33 protein-coding genes and 1 riboswitch are annotated in these 26,314 nt (G+C 40.8%); of the genes, 7 read left to right on the top strand and 26 right to left on the bottom strand.

Going from position 1 to position 26,314, the window contains the following annotated elements; all coding sequences use genetic code 11:
- Positions 1-311 precede the first annotated feature (311 nt).
- The 3 genes from AT864_RS07845 to AT864_RS07835 form a co-directional block, all read right to left on the bottom strand.
- Positions 312-1,229 (bottom strand): ketopantoate reductase family protein, encoded by a 918-nt coding sequence (locus AT864_RS07845; RefSeq protein ID WP_066148003.1) that lies wholly within the window; start codon positions 1,227-1,229, stop codon positions 312-314.
- Between the two features lie 157 nt (positions 1,230-1,386).
- A complete protein-coding gene (locus AT864_RS07840) occupies positions 1,387-1,590 on the bottom strand; it encodes a YbdD/YjiX family protein (protein ID WP_044745604.1) in 204 nt (67 codons plus the stop codon).
- Positions 1,583-3,661: a carbon starvation CstA family protein gene (locus AT864_RS07835; protein ID WP_066148000.1), complete on the bottom strand. Its 2,079-nt coding sequence runs from the start codon at positions 3,659-3,661 to the stop codon at positions 1,583-1,585. Before AT864_RS07835 ends, AT864_RS07840 begins: the two co-directional genes overlap by 8 nt.
- 319 nt (positions 3,662-3,980) lie before the next feature.
- On the opposite strand from AT864_RS07835, the gene AT864_RS07830 reads away from it, so the two are divergent.
- The 3 genes from AT864_RS07830 to AT864_RS07820 all read left to right on the top strand — a co-directional run bounded on the left by AT864_RS07830 (position 3,981) and on the right by AT864_RS07820 (position 8,208).
- Positions 3,981-4,442 (top strand): hypothetical protein, encoded by a 462-nt coding sequence (locus AT864_RS07830; RefSeq protein WP_044745602.1) that lies wholly within the window; start codon positions 3,981-3,983, stop codon positions 4,440-4,442.
- Positions 4,443-4,588: 146 nt separating this feature from the next.
- A riboswitch (cobalamin riboswitch) is annotated at positions 4,589-4,785 on the top strand.
- Between the two features lie 124 nt (positions 4,786-4,909).
- The gene (locus tag AT864_RS07825; protein WP_066147997.1) at positions 4,910-7,150 is read left to right on the top strand and encodes a ribonucleoside-diphosphate reductase subunit alpha; all 2,241 of its coding nucleotides are present in this window, start codon (positions 4,910-4,912) and stop codon (positions 7,148-7,150) included.
- Between the two features lie 17 nt (positions 7,151-7,167).
- Entirely contained in the window at positions 7,168-8,208 is a 1,041-nt protein-coding gene (locus AT864_RS07820) for a ribonucleotide-diphosphate reductase subunit beta (protein ID WP_044745600.1), read from the top strand.
- A 217-nt stretch (positions 8,209-8,425) separates the two neighbouring features.
- On the opposite strand, the gene AT864_RS07810 is transcribed toward AT864_RS07820, so the two are convergent.
- From AT864_RS07810 to AT864_RS07800, 3 genes are all read right to left on the bottom strand, one after another.
- Positions 8,426-9,115: a TerC family protein gene (locus tag AT864_RS07810; protein WP_066147992.1), complete on the bottom strand. Its 690-nt coding sequence runs from the start codon at positions 9,113-9,115 to the stop codon at positions 8,426-8,428.
- 19 nt (positions 9,116-9,134) lie between these two features.
- The gene (locus AT864_RS07805; protein WP_066147989.1) at positions 9,135-9,407 is read right to left on the bottom strand and encodes a YkvA family protein; all 273 of its coding nucleotides are present in this window, start codon (positions 9,405-9,407) and stop codon (positions 9,135-9,137) included.
- A gap of 240 nt (positions 9,408-9,647) precedes the next feature.
- On the bottom strand, positions 9,648-10,097 hold the full coding sequence (locus tag AT864_RS07800) for a flavodoxin (protein ID WP_369815512.1): 450 nt from the start codon (positions 10,095-10,097) through the stop codon (positions 9,648-9,650).
- Here AT864_RS07800 and AT864_RS18670 point away from each other — a divergent pair.
- The gene (locus AT864_RS18670) at positions 10,078-10,137 is read left to right on the top strand and encodes a hypothetical protein (RefSeq protein WP_369815511.1); all 60 of its coding nucleotides are present in this window, start codon (positions 10,078-10,080) and stop codon (positions 10,135-10,137) included. The two genes, AT864_RS07800 and AT864_RS18670, sit on opposite strands and share 20 nt — an antisense overlap.
- Before the next feature lie 262 nt (positions 10,138-10,399).
- Here AT864_RS18670 and AT864_RS07795 read toward each other — a convergent pair whose 3' ends face one another.
- From AT864_RS07795 to AT864_RS07715, 17 genes are all read right to left on the bottom strand, one after another.
- Positions 10,400-11,263: a VOC family protein gene (locus AT864_RS07795; protein ID WP_066147986.1), complete on the bottom strand. Its 864-nt coding sequence runs from the start codon at positions 11,261-11,263 to the stop codon at positions 10,400-10,402.
- Positions 11,264-11,547: 284 nt separating this feature from the next.
- A complete protein-coding gene (locus tag AT864_RS07790; RefSeq protein WP_044745594.1) occupies positions 11,548-12,330 on the bottom strand; it encodes a sulfite exporter TauE/SafE family protein in 783 nt (260 codons plus the stop codon).
- 67 nt (positions 12,331-12,397) lie between these two features.
- Positions 12,398-13,528 (bottom strand): MBL fold metallo-hydrolase, encoded by a 1,131-nt coding sequence (locus AT864_RS07785; RefSeq protein WP_082741657.1) that lies wholly within the window; start codon positions 13,526-13,528, stop codon positions 12,398-12,400.
- Between the two features lie 50 nt (positions 13,529-13,578).
- A complete protein-coding gene (locus tag AT864_RS07780; RefSeq protein ID WP_066147980.1) occupies positions 13,579-14,148 on the bottom strand; it encodes a sulfurtransferase TusA family protein in 570 nt (189 codons plus the stop codon).
- Positions 14,145-14,459, bottom strand: coding sequence for a rhodanese-like domain-containing protein (locus tag AT864_RS07775; RefSeq protein ID WP_066147977.1), 315 nt, complete (start codon positions 14,457-14,459; stop codon positions 14,145-14,147). Before AT864_RS07775 ends, AT864_RS07780 begins: the two co-directional genes overlap by 4 nt.
- Positions 14,460-14,480: 21 nt before the next feature.
- Positions 14,481-14,846 (bottom strand): rhodanese-like domain-containing protein, encoded by a 366-nt coding sequence (locus tag AT864_RS07770; protein ID WP_066147975.1) that lies wholly within the window; start codon positions 14,844-14,846, stop codon positions 14,481-14,483.
- 10 nt (positions 14,847-14,856) lie between these two features.
- A complete protein-coding gene (locus AT864_RS07765; RefSeq protein WP_066147970.1) occupies positions 14,857-15,339 on the bottom strand; it encodes a DsrE/DsrF/DrsH-like family protein in 483 nt (160 codons plus the stop codon).
- A 56-nt stretch (positions 15,340-15,395) separates the two neighbouring features.
- Positions 15,396-15,623, bottom strand: coding sequence for a sulfurtransferase TusA family protein (locus AT864_RS07760; protein WP_066147968.1), 228 nt, complete (start codon positions 15,621-15,623; stop codon positions 15,396-15,398).
- Positions 15,624-15,727: 104 nt separating this feature from the next.
- Entirely contained in the window at positions 15,728-15,988 is a 261-nt protein-coding gene (locus tag AT864_RS07755; protein ID WP_066147965.1) for a metal-sensitive transcriptional regulator, read from the bottom strand.
- Positions 15,989-16,189: 201 nt separating this feature from the next.
- Positions 16,190-16,426, bottom strand: a complete 237-nt coding sequence (locus tag AT864_RS07750) for a glutaredoxin family protein (protein WP_044745587.1) — start codon at positions 16,424-16,426, stop codon at positions 16,190-16,192.
- A gap of 589 nt (positions 16,427-17,015) precedes the next feature.
- Positions 17,016-17,390 (bottom strand): YidH family protein, encoded by a 375-nt coding sequence (locus AT864_RS07745; RefSeq protein WP_044745586.1) that lies wholly within the window; start codon positions 17,388-17,390, stop codon positions 17,016-17,018.
- A gap of 133 nt (positions 17,391-17,523) precedes the next feature.
- Positions 17,524-17,748: a hypothetical protein gene (locus AT864_RS07740; protein ID WP_066147962.1), complete on the bottom strand. Its 225-nt coding sequence runs from the start codon at positions 17,746-17,748 to the stop codon at positions 17,524-17,526.
- A 68-nt stretch (positions 17,749-17,816) separates the two neighbouring features.
- Positions 17,817-19,235 (bottom strand): SpoVR family protein, encoded by a 1,419-nt coding sequence (locus AT864_RS07735; protein WP_066147960.1) that lies wholly within the window; start codon positions 19,233-19,235, stop codon positions 17,817-17,819.
- Between the two features lie 121 nt (positions 19,236-19,356).
- The gene (locus AT864_RS07730; protein WP_066147957.1) at positions 19,357-20,208 is read right to left on the bottom strand and encodes a hypothetical protein; all 852 of its coding nucleotides are present in this window, start codon (positions 20,206-20,208) and stop codon (positions 19,357-19,359) included.
- Positions 20,209-20,225: 17 nt separating this feature from the next.
- Positions 20,226-21,104: a M56 family metallopeptidase gene (locus AT864_RS07725; protein ID WP_066147953.1), complete on the bottom strand. Its 879-nt coding sequence runs from the start codon at positions 21,102-21,104 to the stop codon at positions 20,226-20,228.
- Positions 21,101-21,520 (bottom strand): BlaI/MecI/CopY family transcriptional regulator, encoded by a 420-nt coding sequence (locus AT864_RS07720; RefSeq protein WP_066147952.1) that lies wholly within the window; start codon positions 21,518-21,520, stop codon positions 21,101-21,103. Before AT864_RS07720 ends, AT864_RS07725 begins: the two co-directional genes overlap by 4 nt.
- A 108-nt stretch (positions 21,521-21,628) precedes the next feature.
- Positions 21,629-21,808 carry a small acid-soluble spore protein H gene (locus AT864_RS07715; RefSeq protein ID WP_044745583.1) on the bottom strand — a complete coding sequence of 60 codons (180 nt, stop codon included), beginning with the start codon at positions 21,806-21,808 and terminating at the stop codon, positions 21,629-21,631.
- Positions 21,809-22,054: 246 nt separating this feature from the next.
- Between AT864_RS07715 and AT864_RS07710 the strand changes: the two genes are divergently transcribed.
- Both AT864_RS07710 and AT864_RS07705 read left to right on the top strand, forming a co-directional pair.
- Positions 22,055-22,516, top strand: a complete 462-nt coding sequence (locus tag AT864_RS07710) for a ferritin-like domain-containing protein (RefSeq protein WP_044745582.1) — start codon at positions 22,055-22,057, stop codon at positions 22,514-22,516.
- A gap of 439 nt (positions 22,517-22,955) precedes the next feature.
- On the top strand, positions 22,956-23,564 hold the full coding sequence (locus tag AT864_RS07705) for a DedA family protein (RefSeq protein ID WP_066147948.1): 609 nt from the start codon (positions 22,956-22,958) through the stop codon (positions 23,562-23,564).
- Between the two features lie 81 nt (positions 23,565-23,645).
- Here AT864_RS07705 and AT864_RS07700 read toward each other — a convergent pair whose 3' ends face one another.
- Positions 23,646-23,885, bottom strand: a complete 240-nt coding sequence (locus AT864_RS07700) for a hypothetical protein (RefSeq protein ID WP_044745580.1) — start codon at positions 23,883-23,885, stop codon at positions 23,646-23,648.
- A 182-nt stretch (positions 23,886-24,067) separates the two neighbouring features.
- On the opposite strand from AT864_RS07700, the gene AT864_RS07695 reads away from it, so the two are divergent.
- Positions 24,068-24,331 carry a YhdB family protein gene (locus AT864_RS07695; protein ID WP_044745579.1) on the top strand — a complete coding sequence of 88 codons (264 nt, stop codon included), beginning with the start codon at positions 24,068-24,070 and terminating at the stop codon, positions 24,329-24,331.
- A gap of 202 nt (positions 24,332-24,533) precedes the next feature.
- Here the strand turns inward: AT864_RS07695 and AT864_RS07690 are convergent, their stop codons facing one another.
- Together AT864_RS07690 and AT864_RS07685 are read right to left on the bottom strand one after the other, a co-directional pair.
- Positions 24,534-25,748, bottom strand: a complete 1,215-nt coding sequence (locus tag AT864_RS07690) for an MFS transporter (protein WP_066147945.1) — start codon at positions 25,746-25,748, stop codon at positions 24,534-24,536.
- On the bottom strand, positions 25,741-26,271 hold the full coding sequence (locus AT864_RS07685) for an NADPH-dependent FMN reductase (protein WP_066147943.1): 531 nt from the start codon (positions 26,269-26,271) through the stop codon (positions 25,741-25,743). The genes AT864_RS07690 and AT864_RS07685 overlap by 8 nt, the downstream gene beginning before the upstream one ends.
- Between the last annotated feature and the right edge of the window lie 43 nt (positions 26,272-26,314).

Below are 26,314 nucleotides of genomic sequence, written 5' to 3'. Positions count from 1 at the left end.
GATACCAGGATTTTTCACAGGAAGTAACAGCCATCATCAAACAAAGGAATACTTGCCGATGATAAACCGAAAAGCAAATAATCCCACCATTCATAACTTAAAGCCTGTAAAAAACATGGGCGGAGACAAGTCGGTGAACTTGCCTCCGCCGCACCAAAACGCAACCAAGCGGCGAACAACTAGCTGCTTTCGACTGCTCCCTTTTCAATTATTCATTCCGTCCACTGAAACGTTCTTGCTTCTCGCTTCTGTCCATTTTTTCCATTTGAAGCTATCCATATCAAGCAAATCAAACATCGTCCCTTCTCAATCTATCCTCTTTGCCGCTCATATAACTTTAAATGATGATACACAGCTTTAAGCAACGGGGTAGTGATTTGATGCTGCTTCGCTAGTTGAAGCAAATATCCTTGCAAATGATCGACTTCGACCATTTGCCCTTTTTCCATATCGCGCTGCATGGAAGATTTCATTTGCGGCGGCATGCTATTCATTTGCGCCCATTGTTTTTCCTCAATGCCGTCTTCAATTGGGGCCCCGTGCGCTCTCATAATGGCTCCGATTTCTTTCAATAAAGCTAAAAGAATTTCTTGCCCGTATTCTCCTGAGCACACCAGACCCATCGGAACACGGAATAATGTCGTCACACCAGACATCGCTGCAATAAATAAATATTTGTGCCACATATCAGTGACAATTTGTTCACTCAACTCAAATCGTGCATTGCATGATGAAAACAGATCATCAAGTCTTTTCACCCGTTGGGTAATCTCACCTGACCATTCACCGAACTTGACAGTGTGAGTAGGACTTGATTGAATAATCGTTCCATCTTCTGCAAGGGTTGTTTCAATAAAACAAAGTCCTCCCAATACGTTCTCTTTTCCAAACTCCTGCCAAAGCAAGTCCATGTGCGCAATACCATTTAATAGCGGTAAAATAAGCGTTCCTTCTCCTACATATGGCTTGACATCGCGAATGGCTTCAGGCAAATGATACGCTTTGTTAGAAAAAATGACAACATCAAACGGTACTGCTTCCTCTGCGGCAACAAGCAGCTTGGGAGTTAGCTGTGCGTCACCATGGACACTGCGAATGACAAGCCCTCGTTTTTCTAATTGCTGTTTTCTTTTTTCGCGAACAAGAAACGTGACATCTACTCCTTTTTCCAGCAGACGACCGCCAAAATAACCGCCGACTGCTCCAGCCCCCACTACTAATATACGCATCTTTGATTCCTCCTTAGCAGATTGGATGAAACGTCCCTAAACCGACAATCCTTCACCGATAAAACAAAATAAAGGCTCCATAAAAAAATCCTATCATGTTCTCTGGCATTTCTAAACAGCAAAGAAAGAGAAAAGGGAGATCAGAATCCCCCTTTTTTCAGCAACACCGAGATACTTTTCCACCTTTGGCGTTATATCTTGCATCTTGTGCCTCGCAAAAAAACTCCTTTCGCGACTTAATCGGTTCTCCCGGGTGATGCGTTTTCATATGTTCAACATAACGTTCATAATTCGGCACCCCAACAAGCAAATCGAAAAATTGCCGCCGATATTTGATCATATTTGCTAGAAGCTTACGCATAATGCTTAACCCCATTTCCATCATCCCGTGGAATATAAGGAGCTTCTTTAAGAGGTGTTGCTTTATTATTCAATACTTTAATCCAAATGTTAATCGACGAAATGAGCACAGCTAAAACGACGAGCATAAAAATGCCGCATAACGCTGCATCTACATAATCATTCATAATAATTTGCCGCATTTGCGCTTCTGTCGTCGCTGGTGCTAAAATATTGCCTTCGTTTAGCGCATTTCTGAATACTTTCGCATGTGATAAAAATCCAATTTTAGCATCCGGATGGAACAATTTTTGAAATCCAGCTGTCATCGTTACAACTAATAGCCACACTGTTGGCACTAACGTTACCCATGCGTATGCCTTTTTCCCCATCTTAAATAAAAGAGTCGTTCCTAATAAAAGGGCGATACCAGCAAGCATTTGGTTGGCAATACCAAACAGCGGCCATAATGTATTGATTCCGCCAAGCGGATCAATGACTCCTTGATAGAGGAAATATCCCCATCCGAGTACACATAAAGCCGTTGCAATAATATTGGCCGGCAATGAATCGGTTTTAGCAAATGGTTTATAAAAATGTCCGATAATATCTTGAATCATGAAGCGGCCAACACGCGTTCCCGCATCAATCGTCGTTAAAATAAATAGCGCTTCAAATAAAATCGCAAAATGGTACCAAAAAGCCATAAATGCTTTTCCACCAATCACTTTTGAAAGGATCACTGCCATCCCAATAGCCAAAGTCGGTGCACCGCCTGTACGCGATAAAATCGTTTGCTCCCCTACATCTTTGGCCAACTCTGTCAATGCGTCTGGGGTAACGACAAATCCCCAAGATGAAACCGTTTGGGCAGCCTGGACTACATCTGTGCCAATAGCAGCTGCTGGACTATTAATCGCAAAATAAACCCCTGGTGTTAGCACGCATGCTGCGACAAGAGCCATTACCGCTACAAACGACTCCATAAGCATCGCCCCATATCCGATTGGGCGGGCATGACTTTCGAGTTCGATCATTTTTGGCGTCGTTCCGGAAGAAACAAGAGCATGGAATCCAGAAACAGCTCCGCACGCAATGGTGATAAATAAAAATGGGAATAAATTTCCTGAAAATACAGGTCCTGTTCCATCCACGAATTTGGTCACAGCAGGCATTTGCAAATCAGGTGCAACAACAAGAATACCAAGCGCTAGACCAACGATCGTTCCGATTTTAAGAAAAGTGCTTAAATAATCGCGCGGCGCTAGCAATAGCCATACAGGCAACGCCGAAGCCACAAATCCATAAGCAATCATTAAAAGAGCAATTGTCTCCCCTTTAAATGTAAACATATTGGCTAATGTCGGATGTTCAGCCACATGCTGTCCCGCAATAAGGGAAACAATCAGCAGAACAAAACCGATCAATGAAGCTTCCCCTACGCGGCCTGGCCGCAGATAGCGCATGTAAATTCCCATAAAAATCGCAATCGGAATCGTTGCCGCAATGGTAAACATTCCCCACGGGCTTCCTACAAGCGCTTTCACAACCACCAACGCTAACACGGCTAATAAAATAATCATGATACCTAAAATCCCAAGCATAGCAACAAGCCCTGTGAAGGAGCCCATTTCTTCTTTAATCATTTCACCAAGTGACTTTCCGTTGCGGCGCATTGAAGCAAACAAAATGACAAAATCCTGTACCGCACCTGCTAGTACCACACCGACTACAATCCAAAGCGTGCCCGGCAAATATCCCATCTGTGATGCCAAAATAGGGCCAACAAGCGGGCCAGCTCCTGCAATAGCAGCAAAATGATGTCCGAATAACACCCATTTATTCGTCGGCACATAGTCTTTTCCATCATTCATCACTTCAGCTGGTGTTTTGCGATTATCATCCAGCTCAAATACTTTCTGCGCAATAAATTTGCTATAAAAACGATAAGCCACTGCATATACACACACCGCTGCCACAATGAGCCAAATCGCATTAATCGTTTCGCCGCGGTGCAGAGCCAATACCGCAAAGCCAATGGCTCCAATGATCGAAATCAATCCCCAAATCACGATTGATTTAACCGCTTTCAAAATCCTCTCCCCCTTTGCACTAAAAAATTATACTCTACTCACAGCGATTATACTAACTATTCTGAAAAGTTACCCAAATATTTTCTTAACATGAACAAAACTAGACATAACATGTCAAATTACACACCTAACATGCACCATTTTCAAATTCCCGATCTCAATAGGAACAAAATGTATATTTTCAATAAAATGTAATTATATAAACTGTAAAAAGCGGAAATGATAAAAATAAGGCAGGGCTCTTTTTCTATATACGAGGCGATATAGGATATAGTCGATGATCAACAAATAAAATCCATTAGTAAAGGGTTAAGAAAACGTGAAAGCAATTGAACGGTTGTTATGGAGTATTGCTTTACCAGGATTCGGACAGCTTTTGAATCAAAAGTATTTCAAAGGAACCATCTTTATTTTATTAGAATTTATTGTAAACTCTCAATCCCGATTTAATGAAGCCATTCGCCTGAGCTTTTTGGGAAAAACAATCGAAGCAACCCAAGTCATTGATTTTCAATGGCTTATGTTTTATCCGTGTTTGTATTTTTTTGCAATGTGGGATGCTTATAAAGATGCTGACGGTGGTCGCTCTCCTTACGCTTTTCTTCCATTCGTTTTTTCAGCTTATTTTGTCACAGTTGGACTGATGTACTCTTCCCGCGTTACCATCTTCGGCATTTTTTTTGGACCAATTTGGCTGCCAATGCTCTCAGTTATTCCTGGTGTGCTCACCGGTTTACTGATTCGCTCGCTGCTTATTAAATTTCTCCCACTTCAAAAATAAACGCGCCGATCGAGCGCGTTTTTTATTTTTCCACTTCAGAAATATTATAGTTGAATTTTCCATTGATTTATTATATGATGATACCAGTGCAACTAACAAACACAATATATTGTATCGAAGAATAAAAACAAAAACTATATATAGTAGAACAAACCACAAGTAAAGGTGTCCCTTAGGACTTAATAGGGAATCTGGTGTAAATCCAGAACTGCCCCCGCAACTGTATGTGCGGACGAAATGGAAGCTCCACTGTATACGAAAGCTTATACGGCGCGTATACGGGAAGGATCCAAAGTAGGAAGAAGCACAAGTCAGGAGACCTGCCTTGCTTGTTTCGTTTCACATTCTTCGGGGAGGGAGAAGATGAAGCGATGGTTTAAGAAGGGAAGTTTTATTCCTTTTTATACTATCGTTTCATCCACTCAATCCGGAGTGGATTTTTTTATTGGAAAGAGGAGGAGCCGATAATGACGTTTACTTTTCAAACCGTTTCTCAAGAAGAATTGATTGCCTGGATTCATGATCTTACAAATGAATTTCCTCATCTAGACACATCCGAATATATCAAGCGTGTGCTTCGCATGATTCAAAACAAAGACACTGCGTCCTTCGAACAAATGGCAAATGATTGCATTCTTGAGGGACTTTCATATATTAGCGAAGCAGAACCAGACTGGACCTTTGTTTGCGCCCGCATTTATTTACAGAAGCTTTATCACGAAGCAGCTCAAAATCGCGGTTATCATCCAAAAGAACGCTACGGTGATTTTTACGAGCTGGTCGCTTCTCTCGTTTCCAAGGGAGTTTACAACCATTCTTTGCTTGATGATTATGAAAAAGAAGAAATTAAAGAGATTGGAGCGATCATCAATCCAGAAAAAGACAAGCTATTTACCTATATCGGTCTCCGCACGCTTGCAGATCGCTATCTTGCCCGTGATTATGAAAGAAATTTATATGAACTGCCGCAAGAGCGCTTTCTCATCATCGCGATGACATTGATGGCCAAAGAGCCAAAAACGCAGCGACTTGCCTTTATCCGAGAAGCATACTGGGCATTAAGCAATTTATATATGACGGTTGCCACTCCGACTTTAGCCAATGCAGGAAAAAACTATGGTCAGCTATCAAGCTGCTTTATCGATACGATTGATGACAGCCTGCAAGGTATTTACGACAGCAATACCGATATTGCTAACCTTTCCAAGGCAGGGGGCGGCATTGGCGTCTATCTCGGAAAGATTCGCAGCCGCGGCAGCGATATTAAAGGATTTAAAGGGATTTCATCCGGCGTGATTCCATGGATGAAGCAATTGAATAACACCGCTGTCAGCGTCGATCAGCTTGGCCAAAGAAAAGGAGCCATCTCTGTCTACTTAGACGTGTGGCATAAAGATATTTTTGCTTTTTTAGATGCCAAATTAAACAATGGCGATGAACGGATGAGGACACACGATTTATTCACAGGCGTTTGCATCCCTGATTTATTTATGGAGCAAGTAGAAAAACGCGGAGATTGGTATTTATTTGATCCACACGAAATACGACAAATCATGGGATTCAGTCTAGAAGACTTTTATGATGAAGAAAAAGGGGACGGCAGTTTTCGTCAAAAATATTGGGAATGCGTTCAAGAAAAGCGCCTTTCAAAAGAGAGAGTTCCAGCTATTGAAATTATGAAAAGCATTATGCGCAGCCAGCTAGAATCAGGCACACCATTTATGTTTTATCGCGATGAAGTGAATCGAAAAAATCCGAACTCACATCTCGGCATGATTTATTGTAGCAACCTTTGCACTGAAATTGCCCAAAATCAAAGCCCGACCGTGATGGAAAAACAATATGTAAAAGATGGGAAAATCATCATTGAAAAAATCCCTGGCGATTTTGTCGTCTGCAACCTATCATCGATCAATTTAGCTAAAGCCGTTATGGACGATGTGCTTGAACGGCTCGTCCCTATTCAAATGCGCATGCTTGATAACGTGATTGACTTAAACCAAATCCCTGTTTTGCAGGCACAGTTGACAAATCAAAAATATCGGGCTGTCGGACTAGGCACATTTGGATGGCATCATTTGCTCGCTTTAAAAGGCATTCGCTGGGAATCAGAAGAGGCCGTTTATTATGCGGACGAGCTTTATGAACAAATTGCTTATCTCACTATTCAAGCAAGCATGGAGCTTGCTCAAGAAAAAGGCAGTTACCCAGCGTTTTCTGGATCTGATTGGCAGACAGGGGCCTATTTCGATAAACGTGGCTACAACACTTCCAAATGGATTCATCTGAAAGAAAACGTAGCTAAACATGGAATGCGCAACGGCTATGTGATGGCGATTGCTCCCAATGCTTCGACATCGATTATTGCCGGCAGTACCGCCAGCATTGATCCGATCTTTTTGAAGATGTATGCCGAAGAAAAAAAAGATTATAAGATTCCAGTTACAGCGCCAGACTTAAACGAAAAAACAACTTGGTACTATAAATCAGCCTATCATATTGACCAGTATTGGAGCATTCAACAAAACGCGATGCGACAGCGCCATATTGACCAATCCATCTCATTCAATTTTTACGTAATGAACACCATTAAAGCAAAGGATTTATTAGCCCTTCATCTTGCCGCTTGGAAATCCGGTTTAAAAACAACCTATTATGTTCGTTCAACATCAAGCAACATTGAAGAATGTGAATCATGCGCAAGTTAATATAAGGAGGAGTTATGATGACATCTGCTTTAACGAAACGAATCATTATGGACCCTGAAGCGCCCAACCGTTCCACGCGAATCATCAACGGACGATGCTCGAATGTGCTCAATTGGGACGATATTGCCTATCCTTGGGCATATGCTAAATATAAACGAATGCTCGCCAATTTTTGGACACCATTTGAAATTAATATGTCCCAAGATGTCAAGCAATTTCCATTATTAACCGCACGTGAACAGGATGCTTTTTTAAAAATTATCGGCCTGCTAGCCTTACTTGACAGCATCCAAACAGATTATGCAGGAAAGGTTGCTGATTACATTACCGACTCAAGCATCAACGCGCTGATGATCATGCTGGCTCAACAGGAGGTCATTCATAATCATTCTTATTCTTACGTACTTTCTAGCCTCGTTCCAAAACAAAAGCAAGATGAGGTATTTGAATTTTGGCGAAATGAGCCTATATTGCGGAAAAGAAACGATTTTGTCACAAACGGATATAAAGAATTTGCCGAGCAGCCAAATGTAGAAAATTTATTAAAATCCATTGTCTATGATGTCATTTTAGAAGGCTTATTCTTCTATTCCGGCTTTGCTTTCTTTTATAACTTGGCACGCAATCAAAAAATGGTGGCCACAAGCACTATGATTAATTATATTAATCGCGATGAACATATCCATGTCGACTTATTCGCAAAAATATTCCAAGAGGTTCTGCGCGAATATCCAGAATATCGGACAGATGACTTAGCGGCATTTGTTCAGCAAACCTTTATTCAAGCGGCCGAATTAGAAATCGAATGGGCGAGCTTCATGATCGGCCATGATATTGAAGGCATTCATCTTGAGGATTTACATGATTACATTAAATTTTATGCGAATGTCCGCTGCCACCAGCTTGGCTTCGAGCGTCCATTTGAAGGCTATCGGACAAATCCGCTCCGCTGGATTAAAGCCTATGAAGAAGTAGATCTAGGCAAATCCGACTTTTTTGAACAAAAATCGCGACAATATACAAAAGTGAATGTCGATAATGGCTTCGATGAGCTCTAACAAAGCATCCGCCAATCATTCATGGCCGATGAGCCGGCAAACAAAATCCATTAAACATCCCGTCATTTCTATTTCTGCATCAGAAGGACTGAAAAACGCTTGGCAGACAAGAAACACAGCCGAACGCAAACACAAATCAAACCAAGGCGTTCACGAATAGACAAATAAAGCCTCCCTGCCGGATAAAAGCGTTTCGGCAACAGTCTAAAGCCGCCAATCATTGATTGGCGGCTTTAGCTTCCCCTTTATTATTTTCTTTTCCCTTTTTGATCATGCCAGCGCAAACGACTCCAGCAACGACAAGCAGCTCAAAACCATATTTAATCACAGGATTAGCAAAGTATCCTTTTAAAAACGGCTCATCAACAATCATCTTTGAAGCGGTCCACGCAAGAATGGCACCACCGATTGTAATAATGATTGGAAAACGCTCCACCCATTTCAAAATAAGGGTACTGCCCCACACAACGACTGGAACCGAAATGAGCAATCCCAAAACGACTAATAAAAAGCTACCATGCGCAGCTCCTGCTACTGCTAATACGTTGTCTAAACCCATTAACGCATCAGCGATAATAATGGTTCGAATCGCCTCCCACATGCTTTTCCCTGCCTGCACTTCATGCCCTTTTTCTTCCACCAATAGCTTATAGGCAATCCAGATGAGTAAAACTCCACCGACTAGCAGCAAACCTGGAATTTTTAATAACCATACAACAGCCAGGGTTGCCACGGCGCGAATGACAATCGCTCCAACCGTCCCCCATAGAATCGTTTGCTTTTGTTGCTGTTTTGGCAAATTGCGTGCCGCCAGCCCGATTACAATCGCATTATCTCCAGCTAATACTAAGTCGATAATGATAATAGATAAAAGAGCGGACCAAAACTCCATTGAAAATAACTCCATTTAGCATTTCCTCCTTCCATTACACTCCGTATTTACGCTTTAAGTGATGTGGCGATGCTTCTATCATTTTCTGCAAAATCCACATAAAAATTGCCACATCATCAAAAATACCAAAAATACCTAACCAATCAGGGAGCAGATCAAACGGAAAAACAAAGTAGGCAAATATGATCAGCACATATGTCATCTTTTTAGAAAGCGGTATTTCATGAGAACAAAAAAATCCAACTAAAAATGGGATCAAGCGATAAGTGTGAAAAAGCAATCTCGCTTTTTTCCAGGCTTTTCTCATTCTCTTCCTCCTTTCTTCATGTAATGAAAAAAGACCTTTACCGTTATGGTAAAGGCCTTCTATCAAAACAGACCTTTACCATCGTTCGGTAAAGGTCTTGCTAACAACATCACCGTTGCCAACAAAGCCGAGGGTATATGCCACCCTGAACTGACGACTTTGCTGTAAAAGCTACTCCCCTTTTACGCGCATTTTTCCTATATGCTTACACCCTTATAATAGTCGATTGGCTATAGACTGTCAATATGTACTTGGCTCAGTTAGCATTTTTTGGACAAATTGCTTGCCAAACTGTTTGCAACTCTCCCTTTCTTCACTAGTCGGTGCCAATTCAATCTTTAATCCTTCCAGCACAACAGCTGCCCCTAATTCCTGTAATTTTTCCACTAAAATATCAACCGCGGCTCCGTATTTTTCATAGCCGGAATCACACGAGCCAAATACAGCTGCTTTTTTTCCTGATAAATGAATGGAATCCATTTCATCATAAAAATCAAGAAAATCGTCCGGCAGCTCTCCATCTCCCCATGTATATGCTCCCAATAAAATGCCATCATACGCTTCCAGCTCATCTGCGCTCGCATCCAGCACCTCTTTTACCTCCACTTCTATTCCCTCTTCTTGAATTCCTTCTAAGATGGCATTTGCTATTTCCTCTGTATTTCCTGTCATGCTTGTATACACCATGATTACCTTCATCATGACAATCTCCTTTTCTAAAAACGAATGATAATCATTATCAATAATCATTCTATTTGATAAAGATTATCATTGTCAATTATATTTTTTTATTTCGGTTCAATGAAAATTCGTTTCCACAAAGTAAGGGAGGCTCTATCAATAAATCCATGCTGGTTTTCCGATATTCACTAACCGTTTCGATGATTCTTTCGGTTCATTAAAACGGCTTTCTTATAGCAATTTTTCAACCCGAACGCCTTAACAAAATAAAAAAGCAGGTAGCCTCTGCTTTTTTATTCCTATTTTCAACATCATGCTTTCTGGACTCTTAATTGAATTCGATTTCCAAACGGATCGACTGTTACTGCTTCTGTTCCTGTCCATTCAACTTTAGCCCCTATTGCTTTCAAGCTTTCAATCGCCTTTTCAAGCTCCTTTTCATGCGGAAAAACGATAGAAAACAAGCGCAAACCAAGCGCGTTTTCCGGCGGTTTCGGAGCTCCTACACCTATCCATGTATTCAATCCAATATGGTGATGGTACCCTCCAGCTGAAACGAATAATGCATGATTGTCCATGCGAATTGTAATATCAAATCCTAAACCTTGGTGATAAAATTGTTCTGCTTCATGCATATGGGCAACATGTAAATGAATATGACCCATTTTCGTTTTTGGCGGCAATCCTGTCCAAGGAGCGTGATCTGCCTCTGCTAGCAATCCCTCTACATCAAGTGACTCGGTCACCCCTTTGTATTCGCCGTTTTCTGCTTTTTCCCATTGCTCTCTTGGCCTATCAGCATAAATTTCAATGCCATTTCCATCTGGATCAGCCAAATACACCGCCTCGCTGAATTGATGATCTGATGCGCCTTGCAGCGGATAACCTACCTTCAGCAAATGAAGCAGCACACGTGCTAGGGTAGAACGATCGGGAACTAAAATGGCAAAATGATATAAGCCCGTCGTTCGCGGCGGTTTCCTTACTGTATCGCTGCTTTCCTCCAATACAATAAGCCGCGTGATCCCGTCAGCTGTTAGCACCGCTAAGTTTCCTTTCTGCTCTAATAGTTGAAGCCCTATCCATTTCGTATAGAAATGAATGGAGCGATCGAGCTTTGCGACACGTAAATGAACATGGCCAATCTCTACTTTCGGATGAATCGTAGATCTCATGAATGAAGACTCCTTTGATTTATTTTAATTTAATAATATTTAAATTCGAGATAAATAAGCAAGTGGTTAAATAAAAATATTTTACTTTTTATCATAAATATCAAATAATAATTAATATAAAAAATATAAAAAAAGAAATAAAATGGATATTTATCCATTTTATAAAAAATGAACAAAGAGGCAATCTCATTGTCCCGTTATAAAGGGAAAATCCTTTTAATTGTTAATACGGCAAGCTGTTGTCATTTACGCTTCAAAGCATCCACCTTATCCAACTGCCTTTTTTACAAAATTTCTCCCCAAATTTTAATAGCTGTTCCTAAAATTAAAACCGCTAAAATGATTTGAAGCGCTTTTGTATTCATCTTTTGCCCTGCTTTTGCCCCCAGCGGAGAGGCGATTATACTTGCTATAACCATAATCAGCGCCGGGATAAAGTCAACTTGTCCTGTCACAATTTTACCAAATGTGGATCCAATCGAAGAAATAAAAGTAATCGCCAACGAAGAAGCGATCGTCATTCTTGTTGGAATCTTGAGCACAACAAGCATAATGGGAACTAGCAAAAACGCACCAGCTGCCCCTACAATGCCTGACCCGATTCCAACCATCAATGCAAGACCCGCTGCAAGCCATTGATGAAAAGTAACCTGATCTAGCGGAACATCATCAATTCCTTTTTTAGGAATAAACATCATCATTGCAGCAAGCGCTGCAAGCACTCCATAAACAAGATTAATGCTTGCGCCTGTCATAAATTTTGAGCCGTATCCACCAATAAAGCTGCCAATTAAAATGCTAACACCCATATATAGAATAAGCTTTTTATTTAAATAACCACCTTTTCGATAGGCCCATACACCGCCAATGGTGGCAAAAAACACCTGCACCGCACTTACTCCAGATACTTCATGAGCGCTGAACGCGGCCAACCCAAAAAGCGGCGGAAGGTAAAGCAGCATTGGATACTTAATAATCGAACCGCCGATCCCCACCATTCCTGAAATAAAAGAACCGATAAAGCCAATGAGAAAAATAACAATAATAAAATTAAGCGTAATGTCCACTTGATAAATCCCCCTTTATCAAAGAAAGAAAGGGTACTTTATGCGTACCCCCATGCGTTTTTACCGCTTAATGTGTATGGTGTAGCGCGCAGCGATTAGGTCCGATCTCAAGTTCTTGCTGTTGTTCAGCATCCGCTTCCTTTAAACCACGATTAATGGCTACAATTTCCTCGAAGTTTGGCGGTGTTTCATTATTGGCGTTTTGTACTACCATTTCCACAAACTCTTCTTTTGATTGATTCTGCATCATCTCATTGCGGGCACGAATATTCCCAAGTGTATCTCCTACAAAGCCGGCACCATTCATCTCATCATCCAAACTCGCATAATGGCCTGGCAACACCACAACATCATCCGCAATAGCCGCTACTTTTTCGTAAACCGTATCATATAAATCAAGCGCCCATTCCGCGGCTTTTCCTCCTAAATCCGGTCGTCCCAATCCGCCTACGAAAATCGTATCTCCTGAAAAGAGCAGCTTATGATTGACAAAAAACGAAACACTCCCTGGAGTATGTCCCGGTGTTTTCACCGCCAGCACTTCTAATTGAACCTGTTCAAAATCAATCGTGTCGTGCATTTCTAACGGTTCAAAATGATAGACCGCTCCTTCGCTTTTCATTAAATAGTATTTCGCCCCTGTCCGCTCTGCTAGCTCTCTACCTCCAGAAATGTGATCGGCATGCAAATGTGAATCGACAATATGGGTAATATTCACTCCTTCTTCCCTCGCTACATCCTCGTACACATCAATAAAACGAGAAGGATCGACAACTAAAGCTTCTTTTCCAGAAATAACCATATATGACAAACAACCTTTACCGACTCGAATAAATTGATACACCTTCATGTTTTCATCTTCATATACCATCGCTTTATGCAAATGCTCGCTCCATGCTTGCATCCCATCGACAAGTGTAAAGACATTTTGGAATCCAGCCTCCTCAAGCTGTTCTGCTACAAACTCAGATGAACCACCTTTCGCGCAAACCACGATGACTTCCTGATCTTTTGGAATGCGATCCACTACTGCTTCGATCCCGTCTATTAATTCAAAATAAGGAACGTTTAAATACGCAAAATTTTTCCCTTCAATTTTCCAATCCTTAAAGTCACTTTCGTTGCGAACATCAAAGATAAAGACGTGCTCCTTCTTTAACACTTTACTTGTTAATTCTTTTACAGTCATTTGCTTCATAACCAAAATCCTCCCTTATCGTATGATGAAATCCCCCAAATCCCTCTCGCTTACATCTGTTCCTTCTCTAACGGTCCTGTCCACTGCGACATGCCAGGAATTACATTCCATACATGTAAAAATCCATATTCCATCAGCTTCTGCGCCGCTAGATCGCTGCGGTTTCCTGTTCGACAGATCACATACACATGGCTCTCTTTTGATATTTGGTCCATTTTTTGCTCCAATTCTCCAAGCGGAAGCGAAAGCGCACCAGGAATATGTCCAAATGCATATTCTGCCTGTTCCCGAACATCTAAAACAGTCGTGTTCGCTTCATTTAACCGTGCAAGCAACTCTTCGTTCGAAATAATATGAGGAAATTGTGGTTGCTCTTTTTCCTCATTTTCACCTGCCTTACGAATATAATGTTTTAGCACGTTCCCCTCTTCCATCGTTCCAATATACTGGTGTCCTGTGCTTTCTGCCCACGCTTTAATATCAGCTTTAGAACCTTTATCTGTAGCTTGAATCTCTAATACTTGACCCGGCTGTAATTCGTTGATGGCCTTTTTGCTTTTTACAATCGGCATTGGACATGATAGTCCTTTCGCATCAACCGTCATGTTTACATGAATCATCTGCTCTCCTCCCATTGCTTGACAGGCCCCTCCCATGCCAGCATGCCACCTGTCATGTTTGCTGCCTTATATCCATAGCGTTCTAACAATTGTACAGCTTTTGCACTTCTTCCTCCTGAACGGCAAACGATCACGTATTCTCGATCTTTTGATAACTCGTTCATCCGAAACTCAAGAAGTCCGAGCGGAATATTCAGTGCGCCTGGAATGGCCCCCGCTGCTACCTCTTCTGTTTCGCGAACATCAATAATATGCAGGCGATGCCCGCCTTTAAGCCGTTGCTCCACTTCTTTTGCTGTTATTTCCTTCATGTTTTTTCCTCCCCATGCTTTCTAGCGCCATGCATTCATGCCGCCTCTCACATTCGTCACTTGCTGAAATCCTAGCTTCTTTAACAGCCTGTTTGCTTTCGTGCTTCTCATGCCACTTTGGCAAATTACAATCACTTCCTGCTCCTTTGACAGCTCATGAGCACGCTTTTTCAATTCGTGAAGCGGAATATTTTTAAATCCATGAATATGATGAGCGTGAAACTCCAACGGTGTTCGAACGTCAATGTACTGCACTTTTTTATTGCCTAATTCTTTTTTTAAATCAGCCGCAGCGATCGTTCGCACACCTCTAGCCGGAAGAAAGCGGCTTGCGAAAAACCATGCGATCAGTAAGAAAAGAATGGTATTAATGATCGTTTGTGCCATGATTCTCACCTTAAATAAATAAATTCACATTTCCTTCTGAAGCATCTGCCAAGTAAGCAGCTACCCCAGCAAACTCAACACCTTCAATCAACTCTTCTTGCGTAAGCCCTAGAAGGTCGACGGTCATTTGACAAGCAACAAGTTTGACTCCTTGCTCTTGCGCCATTTCTATCAGCTGCGGAAGAGGCATCGTGTGATGCTTTTTCATAACACTTTTAATAAGCCTTGGTCCAACTCCCGCAAAATTCATTCGGGAAAGTCCCATTTTATCTGCCCCTCGCGGCATCATTTTCGCAAACATCTTTTCTAAAAAGCTCTTCTGGACAGGGATTGCTTCATCTTTTCTAAGCGCGTTGAGCCCCCAAAATGTATGAAAAATGGTGACTTCATGATCGTACGCCGCAGCGCCATTGGCAATAATATAGGCCGCCATGGCTTTGTCGTAATCACCGCTGAATAAAACGATCGTCGTTTTTTTCTTGTTATCCGCCATCTAACTCCTCCTTTTCACAAATACATGTATAGGTATATTTTTTTACAAAAAAATAATTATGCTTTTTTGATCCAAAATGTAAATACGCCATTTTCCTCTTTCATATCCATCAGCTGATGTCCGCTTGCTTGTGCCCATGCGGCTAAATCTTTTTTCGCACCTTTGTCCGTTGTTTTCACCTCTATTACCTCACCAGAAGCAAGCTGATCGATAGCTTTTTTTGATTTCACAAGAGGCATTGGACATGACAATCCTTTGGCATCAACGACTTTTGCAATATTCATTAGTTAGTTCCTCCTTATTTTCATTTTTACCATTACCCCTATATGTATATTATTGCGCTGCAAAAAATTTGTCAACTCCTATTTTAAAGAGTTGACACCTTATTTTATCGGCTCTTTACTAACAACTCTACTGCTTCTTTTACAAGCTGCTCCGTCTGTTCTCCTTTTTCAATATTTTCTCGAATACAATGCTCTAAATTCGTGCTCACAATAACTGCCATGGCCCGGTCGATCGCATTTCTGGCAGCGGCTAGCTGAGAAACTACACTTTTGCAATCTTTTCCTTGCTCCATCATGCTGATCACACCTTTTACTTGTCCTTCGATTCGCTTAAGGCGATTTTTGATTTCTTTGCTATAGTCCATTTTGATTCACCTCTTTTTAGCCCTTGATTAGCCTGCTGATCTTCATTTATCTTCAAAAGCATTGCTTTCTTTACATTATAACATGTATATCTTTAATTATATACCTATAAAGGTATATATTCAAGCACTTGCATCGCGTTGCTCCATATATCATCATTTAAGCGGAACAACCGATGAGGCTGTCCCGCTTCTTTGCATGACCTATGGCTGACTAATCAGCGACATAATGGTTTCTGGATCAAAACCTAGTACCCATTTTCCATTGATTTCTGTTTGTGGGACTCCTGTATGTCCTGTTGTCTCCACAAGCCGCTTCGCCGCTATTGGATCAAGTTGGACATTCACTTCTTTAAATGGAACCCCCTGCTCCTGCAAAAAATTTTTGAGCATCACACAATAAGGACATGTCGTCGTCGTATACACGGTTACATGATTCATGTTTTTCCCTCCATCCATTTACTAAAGTAATGTCTGCGTCTTGCGCAAAATTTAAGAATGTTGTTGTTCCAACAACACCAGTGCCATCAACCAAATACTCTTTTTAAGGACCAGCTCATCCATTGTCACTTGATATGCAAGACATTGGATGTCTCATTCTTGTACTGTTCCTTTTCAAAAATAAATACCCATACATGTATATTACCTATATAGGTATATAGTAAAATAAATATTGTGCGATGTCAATGTTGTTTTCCCTCAGTTATCAACAACAAACTAGGGGCCTGATCTGAAAACAACAATGTGTCAGCGTATGAACGTCTAAAATCTTATGCACTAAAAGACGGAAATCAGCAACAAATGAATAAGCACAACATTTGACATTGTATTTTTCTGCTGATTAAGACTTCGGACGATTCACAACAATGGACAGATTTCTTTAGCTTTAACAGCTAAATAATAAATGCGGGATCTATTTTTCGCTACAGTATCCCTTTCATAACCTTCTTTCTAGAAAGCTAACTGCGCCAAATCATACGAGGCCCATCATCCAAAAAATCGGTTACATCCATATAAAAAGGATCGCTGATTATAAAAGAACAGCAAAAAAATACAGTCCAAACATGGCCACAACTGCAAACATTAAAGTTGATAAAAAGAGAATCAACGGTCTTGATGTCCGAAAGGTTTGTTCATTAATTTGTTTCGCTTTTTGAAAATAGCTGACAGTTGAAAAAATGATGGTGCTGACTCCAGCCAGTACCGACAGTATGCCGATCCATTGCACAGCTGCATTCGGCAACGTATGGAAAGAAGATTTGATATGTAAATTAATGATTAAAAAACCGATACCGGTAATAGCAATCGCCGTTCGAATCCACGCTAAATAGGTTCGTTCGTTTGCCAAATGCTGCTGAATATATTTTGAGTCAATAGTAGCGACTCGTTCTTTCTCCGCTTGCATATTGCGCACCTCCCGCTCTTTCCTGTACTATACATGAGAAAAAAATAGGGTTCAATCCTAAGATCATTTTACCAATTTTCGATTGCGTTTTAACGAAAGTTCTCACGGGAATATGGCTAGAATCTCGTATATACTAATGTCCCTTGCACCAGCCCCTAATATAGATGCATAGATAAGCTTGCATTTTTTTCACGATCAGATGGCCGCACAAAACCGGAAAATGGGCTGAAACAGTACTTTTTAGATTTTTGTCATACACTTCAATAAATAACGAAGTCAAATCTATAACCGCCTCGTCTTCAACCTCGATGTTCCTCATCCCTCCTTCCACGGTTAAGCCTGATTGATATTTTCCCATAAAAATTGCACCCTAATTGCTAGATCTATCTAACAATTAGGGTGCCCAACTGCCAGTAGCTTTGTTCATTATATAAATTTCCGATGCACCGTCTTCCCTTCATATGTGAACAGTACCGGTTTATTTTCAACAATTGTTTCCATATGAACGGTTCGTCCCCAAAGCTGATAAATATAAGGAAGCACCTTTTCTAAATATTTAATATCAAGTTCAATTCCTTCATACCAATGCTTTAAATACAATTCGCCATTGCGCATATAATCTCCGTCATTAACGGTAATGTATGGAAATCCCCCATTCACACGAGTACTGACTAGCTGATCGCGAACATGCTCCCAGTCTTTGTCAACAATTTTATAATCCTTGCCTTGTTTTTGGAATAAGTACATATCCTCACGCATCACTAGCTCTTTCGTTAAATAGTTGCGGAGAAAGGAAATATCTGAATCAAGCTCGCGCACCTCAAAAATTTTGGCACGCCCTGATCCCGGCTGAACGCCCCTTCTTTTCATCTCCTCTGTTGGATTATTCCATCGTTCTTCGATATCTTCAAATATTTTCAACCCTAAATAATACGGATTTATGCTTGTGCGCGACGGCTGGACAACTCCCGCATTGAGCTTAGCAAACTCAATCGCTTCATCGCTCGTCAAATCCATCTCCCGCAAAATGCGCTGGTGCCAATAGGACGCCCAGCCTTCATTCATAATTTTTGTTTCAAGCTGCGGCCAAAAATAGAGCATTTCTTCCCGCATCATTGTTAAAATATCGCGTTGCCATTCTTCCAGCTCGCGGCTGTATTCTTCAATAAACAAAAGCACATCCTTCTCCGGCTGCGGCGGAATTTTTCGCCGTTTTTTACGCGGGGGAGCGGTGGATTTATTTCGTTCATCGAGCAACCATAAATCATCATATGGAGTCGGCTTTACGCCCTCTTCCTCTTCTTCAATTTCTGTATCCGCAAGCGTCCACGACAGCTTCGACCGAAGCAGAGATGGATCAATATGCTCCTGAATAGCCAAGACTGCATCTAAAAATTTTTCCACCTCTAATTTTCCATACTGGTGTTCATAATGTTTAATCCGCTCTGCCGTCGCAGCCATGCTTTCGACCATATCTCGTTTTGTGTTGCTAAAGCGGACATTATTTTTGAAAAAGTCGCTATGGGCCAAGACATGAGCGACAATCAATTTATTTTGAATTAATGAATTCGAATCTAACAAAAATGCATAGCATGGATCGGAATTAATAACTAGCTCATAAATTTTACTCAGCCCTAAATCATAATGAAGCTTCATCTTGTAAAATTGTTTCCCAAAGCTCCAGTGAGAAAAACGTGTCGGCATTCCATAGGCGCCAAATGTATAAATAATGTCAGCAGGACAAATCTCATATCGCATCGGATAAAAGTCTAAGCCAAAGCCTTCAGCAATCTCCGTAATCTCCGCAATCGCCCGTTCTAGCTCTTTCAACTCGCCTTGCCTCATGCGCATCTCCTCCTTTTTCTCTTATCCTAAATGTATGAGAAAAAAGAGCATTTGATACGTGTAGATCGCTTGTTTATCCACCCAAGCTTTTAGAAACAAGGCATGCCTATAAACTGTCCTCTTATGAAGAAACGCTCACCGTAAACGGAACAGTAATCACCTTTCCTTCGTGTTGAAACTGTGCCCAAACTTGATAAATTCCGTCTTTAGGAAACTGGACCATAAATGAAGCTTCTGATCCTTCGGTCTGTTCGTCAATCGGATGCGCGTGCAAATAATCATAGCTTCCTTTTCGGATAATGACAACATGTCCCATGGCACCTAAATATGGCTGTAAATGAATAGGCTTGCCGCTCTTTTCATCTTTTAAACGAAATGTCAATGTCGCCTCTTGTCCAGCTACGAGCTTATCAAAAGACAGCATAATTTCTTTTCCCTCTGCCACTTTAGTTAAATGCTCGTCCGGTTGAAGCGGAACAGCCTTTGCCTTTTCTCCTTGAACGACAACATCATCATTTTTAACTGTAGGATCTCCCCCTTTTGGAACATAATCAGCATACAGCTGATATTCGCCACCGCTTGGGAACGTGACGGCCGTTGTAAATAAGCCGTTACCTTTATATTTAGGATGCAGATGATCAAAATACGATAAATCGCTGCTTACGATAATCAGATGCATCTGTTTTTCATGCTGAATTTCAAAATCTTGAACGGGATTCCCTTTTTGATCCTGAATTTGTATCGTTAAATGGGCTTGTTCATTGCTTTTCAGAGGCTTTTCCGCAAACTTCCAAACCATTTGCGTAGCCGCATGATTTTCTTTACTCATGTGCTCGTGCATTTCGTTATGAGCCACGCCCTGCTGCTGATCTCCGTGATGCATTTGCTCGCTTTCATGGCTGTTGTTTGATTGGCTGCAGCCACTGGCTGATATAAAAATCGCCATAAGAGTGAAACATATTTTTTTTCTCATTTCGCTTCTTTCTCCCCTCAAATAAAGAATGTATGGCAAAATGCTAAACTGACGGCACACTCCAAAAAAATATACACATTAGCCGCCGACAGTGCCAAAGAAACAGGCCATAACTTTTTATGGAAAAAAGAGAACGCAATATCCTTTTGTGGTTCCAACATTTGCATAATGCGATAATTCAGCGGTGATTTAGCAAAATGCGCCGCTCCTTCATTTAACAATTCATGTTCTCCCATTTCCGCTACTTTTAAGAGGACGTTTCCAAGCGGAGTGCTGTTCTTCATTTTTCTCATCGCGTGTTGATCAGCAAGCAATTCTCGTGAAATGCGGTAATATTGTGCAAGGTGCTTGATAAGAGGAATGTAACCTAGTTGTTCAGAAACCGTCTTTATCAGCATAAGTTTTAACGGATCTCGCTGCATCGCGTGAAATTGTTCATGAAACAAGATGGCGCGCAGTTCCGCCTCTGAAAAATGTTCGATAACAAAAGTGGATAGCACGATTTTAGGCTTTATGAAACCAATCGTCAGTGCAATAAACTCTTCATTCTTAATCACTAAAATTCGATTGCCCAATTCCGGGTACTTAACGTTCATATGCTGAGTACGAACTTCATCTGCCAAAAGCAAAAACGCCGTGTACCACTTTTTAGATAGAAACAGTTGCTTCCCCATATTCCCAATCATTTTTATTAATAAAAAAATAAAAAACAGACTTAGAGCTGTTGCAAATACAACATTCTTATCGTTGGCTGTCATGGAAAATGGGTATTTTAACCACTCAAGCACAATGGCCGCAAAATGATGAAATAAAAATAGCGCTATTTCGGCTAGAGTTAATGCCGCAAACAAAACCACACTAGCAAATACAAGAGTTGATTTGCTTTTTAAAGTCATTCATTCTTCCCTCTTTTAGATTCGTTTAATTTTTCCTTTAATTTTTCCAGCAAAGAAGGATCTAAATCACGAATTGCATCCACCATATGCGCTACAGCCAGTCCGCCAAACTCTTCAATTAAACCGTATGCGACTGATTTCGTTTGCTCGGACAAAAACTGCTCTTTCGTTTGAATGGAAGTAAAATAGGCTATTCTTCCCCTCATTTCTTTACGAAGATGGCCTTTATCCGCTAGCCTGTTCATGACGGTCATCACCGCATTGATCGAGATTGGCTTTTCCCGGCAAATATGCTGTTGAACATCTTTAGCCGTAACCTCTCCTGCTGTCCAAATATAATTCATGACCTGTGACTCCAATGCTCCAAAGAAACGTTTTAAACCTTCTTCATTCATCTTAAAATGATTGATTTTCAATCTTTATCCTCCTCTCAACTACAATATGTAGTTATATCCTACATACTGTAGTTGAAAAAGTCAAACAAAAAACACCACTGTGAATGTGGTGTTTTTCTAGCTTGCTTTTTAATGTTCGTGTAAGCTTGATACGGATACCCGTTGTTTATGATTTGGATTTCCTAACGGATAAACAACCGCCATTTCATTTTGTTCATCTACTTGTTCAATATAAATGCGTTCTCCGTTATAAGTGACGTCGGCCATGATCGGAGATGCAGCAATTTCTCGCGCCCTTCTTACATCCATTGCACTTGTCCTCCCTTTTGAAATTGATAACGATTTTAATATGGGCCATTGTTTCAATGAATATACGCATAAAAATCAACAAAAACACCAGCATAAATAAAGGAGCGGTCTTCATGACACACAATCTAAGCGGCAAAAAAATAGACAATGAGCCATGTGCAAACATACACAAAATCTGCCGCTCAAAAATACACTCTCCTCTTTCTCCGCGCATATCATAAAGCGAAGAGAAAGGGGGGAAAGCTATTGTACTACTATGATCCATATGCTACTTATTATCGTGAACAGCCTAAAACAGGCAGTATCCGAAAATTAGCAAACGATTTATTAAATGGAATGAAAGGAGAAGCTACCGCTATTCATTTTTATACCCAGCTCATGCAGCTGGCAAAGACAAACGAAGAAAAGTTATACATCTCTCATGCGTTGAAAGATGAACAAGCGCATTTACAACAATTTGTTCATTTGTACATCTCCTTGTTTGGTGCACAACCTGTTTATCAAGCTGAGTCGAAAACCTTTTCGTCATTTGCTGAAGGATTAAAAATAGCTCGAGAAGACGAATTTGAAGCATATGAACAATATCGAAACACCTATCTTTCGACCCATGATCAGCATATCCGCGATGTGTTCTTTCGCGCAATGACCGATGAAATCGAGCACGCGCTTCGTTTTTCCATCTTAGCCCTTGAGCAAGCAAGAAGCTGATGCTAAAAGCGTCAGCTTCCATCTTATGCCCCCGCCTACACTCTGTTTAGAGAGGGTGGATCATCCATATATCTGGATATAAGCTGCAATAAAGAATTTGGCGGTTTTGCTCATGGACAAGCCTTCTTGATATAGAAGTTCAAGATGTTGGTTCTTTAACGAACAGATAATGACCGATTTTGGCGGACAGGCAACAGCCAAAAAATAGACCCCTCGTTTCTTTTTGTAATCCAATGGTGGATATATCACCTAAAATAGACGAATGACCCTCTCCCACCCATGATCCGTTAAGAGGCGGGAGACTTCTTGGTGGAGTATGTTAAACATTCCACTCCACACAAGGAAAAGTTAACATTGTCACTCGTATATTTCTTTTGCTTGTTGAAATCGTTTATAATTGGGAAGGGACAAATTTAAAAATAAAAAGTGCGGTGATTAGATGGAGCAGCATTTACATCATTTTATCGAGCAATTCGGCTACATTGGCATTATGGTTGCTTTAGCAGGAGGAGTCATTGGCCTCCCTGTTCCTGATGAAGTACTATTAACATATGTTGGATATAACGTTTTTACAGGTGCCATGTCATATCCGGCAGCACTAGGCTGCAGCTTCATCGGTGCGCTCCTCGGCATCTCAGTCAGCTATTACTTAGGTATACGCTTAGGAACCTCGTTTTTGCACAAATTCGGTCCAAAAATGCATATGTCAGAGAAGAGGATTGAGCAAGCAAAAGTTCTCTTCGCTAAAATGGGACCTTTCCTCTTATTTATCGGCTATTTTGTTCCCGGGATTCGGCATGTTTCAGCATTTCTGGCCGGAACGAATGAATACCGTTTTAAAAAATTTGCCGCTTACGCTTATACAGGCGCTTTTTTTTGGGTATTTACCTTTACCACTTTTGGAAGGATATTAGGGAGAGATTGGAGAAATATACGGCATTATATGGAGCATTACAGCCTCTACCTTCTTGGCATCCTCATGATTGGTTTATTGATTGCCGGTTATGTTTACTACCAGCGCATAACAACAAAGGAAAATGCATCATAAAAGCACAAGGGTATCCCGCTTAATATTGGGCACCCTTGTGCTTTTGGCGTGCTATCGTGAAAATCATCTCAGCAGAATCGCTTAAGGCTTCGCTTCTCCTTTTTGAAAGGTGTCGGTTAAAATCCCCATAAATGTTCCAAATCCAAACATAAACATGGACGATCCCATAATCCCTAAGCTAATAATGGTGAGAAAGAAATCTTTATTGTAATTGTTTGCAATGAAGCTTAGTAAAAATAGTGCAAATCCAACGATCAACCCTACTGAAGCCATCATTTTACACATTTGTGTAATCGCTTTCCCTTCGTACCGTGTATTCATATTTATCATCCCCTTTCTTTAAGGATAATATTTTTGTCACAAAATTGCAACATTTCTAACAACTATTTTATACCATTTTCGTTTATAATTATTTTTTACCTCATTGAACAACATTTACACCACAACAAATACGCTGTACATCATAAACTAACAATAGCTCCTCGATGAAGGAGGCATGCACATTGAACACAATGGATTATGATAAAGCGTTATACTACACCCACCGTTCCGAATGGGATCATCTGCTTATTTTAATGGTACGTACACAAGATGATTTGCTTTCCAAAAAAATTGAACATTTTCTTCATGCTTATAATTTTGAGTATGATTATTCTGTCATTCAGCGACGACTCACCTCCTTGCTGCGATACATTGACCATGCTTTAGAGATGAGCGAGAGGGAGTACGATATTGGAGATGAGCCATATATACATTATTCTCCATAAAAACAAGGAAGGGATTTCCCTTCCTTGTTAGCATGTTTTATACCAGATAAAATTACTCGATTTACCGCGCATTTTTGATAAAAAGTTTGCGGCCAAACATGCCGCTTTTAATTTTATTGATCGTTTTATAAAGCGGTGTTGTTTCATCAAAAACGGCCCACACTCCATATTGATGCAAATCCTAGTGTGTGAAGTTCCCTCTCTAAATAGACAGATGATGCTCTTTTTTTACTGGAGAGGAAAACTTTATCACAGCCAAAGTAGAAATGATTAATAAGATGCTTAATATGGCATACGGAAGCAAAATATGCTGAGCCGCAACAGCGCCTGTAAACACACTTAACAATAGAGTCCGGATCATAAATCCTAAAGCGCGGAACAAACTGTCCACTCGACCCATTTTATCATTGGGGATGCTTTCCATCATCAATGAACTGCGCGCTACTCTTGCCCCCGCATTGGCAAATGCCGTAAGAACCACAAGTACATAAAAGATCGCCGTCTGTTGACATAAAAGAAACATCGTGATACTAACTGCATAAATACCGACGCTTAAAGCGACACTTCTTTCTATCGCCATGCGTTTCAATAAAATAGGAGTCACCAGTCCGGCTATAGCGGCTCCAATTCCATACACCATACTTTGGATGCCATATACGGAACTGCCTTGCTTCAGCACATCGGCAATATAAATGGGATGAAGATAATTGGTCATCATGACTCCAATAAACGGCATAAATGAAGCGAGAAGGAACCAAAATAACGATGGTCTCTCCTTCATGTAGCGATATGCTTCGAGCATCTTTTCGCGGAACAATGATTGATCCTTGCTCTCAACAAAAGAACGTTTGTACGGAATCAGCCATATGCACAAAAAGGCCAGTACATAGGTCAGTGCATCAAGCGATAAAATCCATGAAAATGGAATGTGGTCAATCATTACGCTTGCCGCTCCTCCAGATATGACCGTCGCCAACTGACCTTGAATTTCCATCATTCCATTTAACTGTTTATATTGCTCCTTAACAAATAATTCTTGATTGAAAGCAAACAAGGTTGGATAAATAAGAAAATAATAAAGGGAGCCACTTGCAAACAAAACGGCTAAATGCCAAACTTTATATTCTCCTGCTCTTCCAAGCAAAGCAAAGAGTAACGAGATGGAAAATCCTATTACCTCCCCAGCAAGCAATATTTTCTTCCGAGAAAAACGGTCGATCCACATCCCGATATATGGCGTCAACAAAAACATCATGATCGTTATCGCAGTTGTCATATATCCGAACGCCGTTTCGCCGCCGCTTTTTTGAACGAAAAGCCAAGGAATAGCTGTCATCGTAATCCCTGTTCCAATAGATGAAAAGGTATTGGCTAGTAACAAATAGTGCAATCGGCGATCCCGATAGAGGCTATTCATGATCTATCTTTAGCCATTTGGAGGCCTTCATATAACGAGTCAGAGTCGCTATAATCACATCAACCTGTTCCGCTGCTGTGGCTGTCAAACTTTTCTCTGCAAAGCTTACCGGATCCAGCACAAGCTGATTAGGAATTACATTGGCATATACACCACGCATAACCGTTCGCATGTTATTGAGAGCATTTATGCCTCCTTTTCCTCCTCCACCAACAGCAATTAATGCAACTGGTTTATGCTCAAATTCGTTTTTTCCTAAGAAATCAAGCGCATTTTTTAGAGCCCCGCTCATCGCACTATGATACTCCGGAGAACAAAGAACAACACCATCAGCTTGTTGAACGAGCTGACGCAGGCGAATAACAGCCGGTAACAGATTTTGGCTTTCTTCCCCGTTGTATAGCGGCAATGCGGGCTTGCTTAAATCAATTAGCTCAGCTCCATAATTCTTCGCAATATATTCTGCAACGATTCCAGTTCTCCCCATTTGACGCGGACTTCCATTGATTACTACTAGTTTCATGCTCATCTCTCCTTATGATTTTTCCTATTTTTAATATAAGCTA

This window comes from Anoxybacillus sp. P3H1B (assembly GCF_001560855.1).
Lineage (GTDB): Bacteria > Bacillota > Bacilli > Bacillales > Anoxybacillaceae > Anoxybacteroides > Anoxybacteroides rupiense.
The sequence above is the reverse complement of the archived record's forward strand: the minus strand, read 5'-3'. Positions and strand labels throughout refer to the sequence as shown.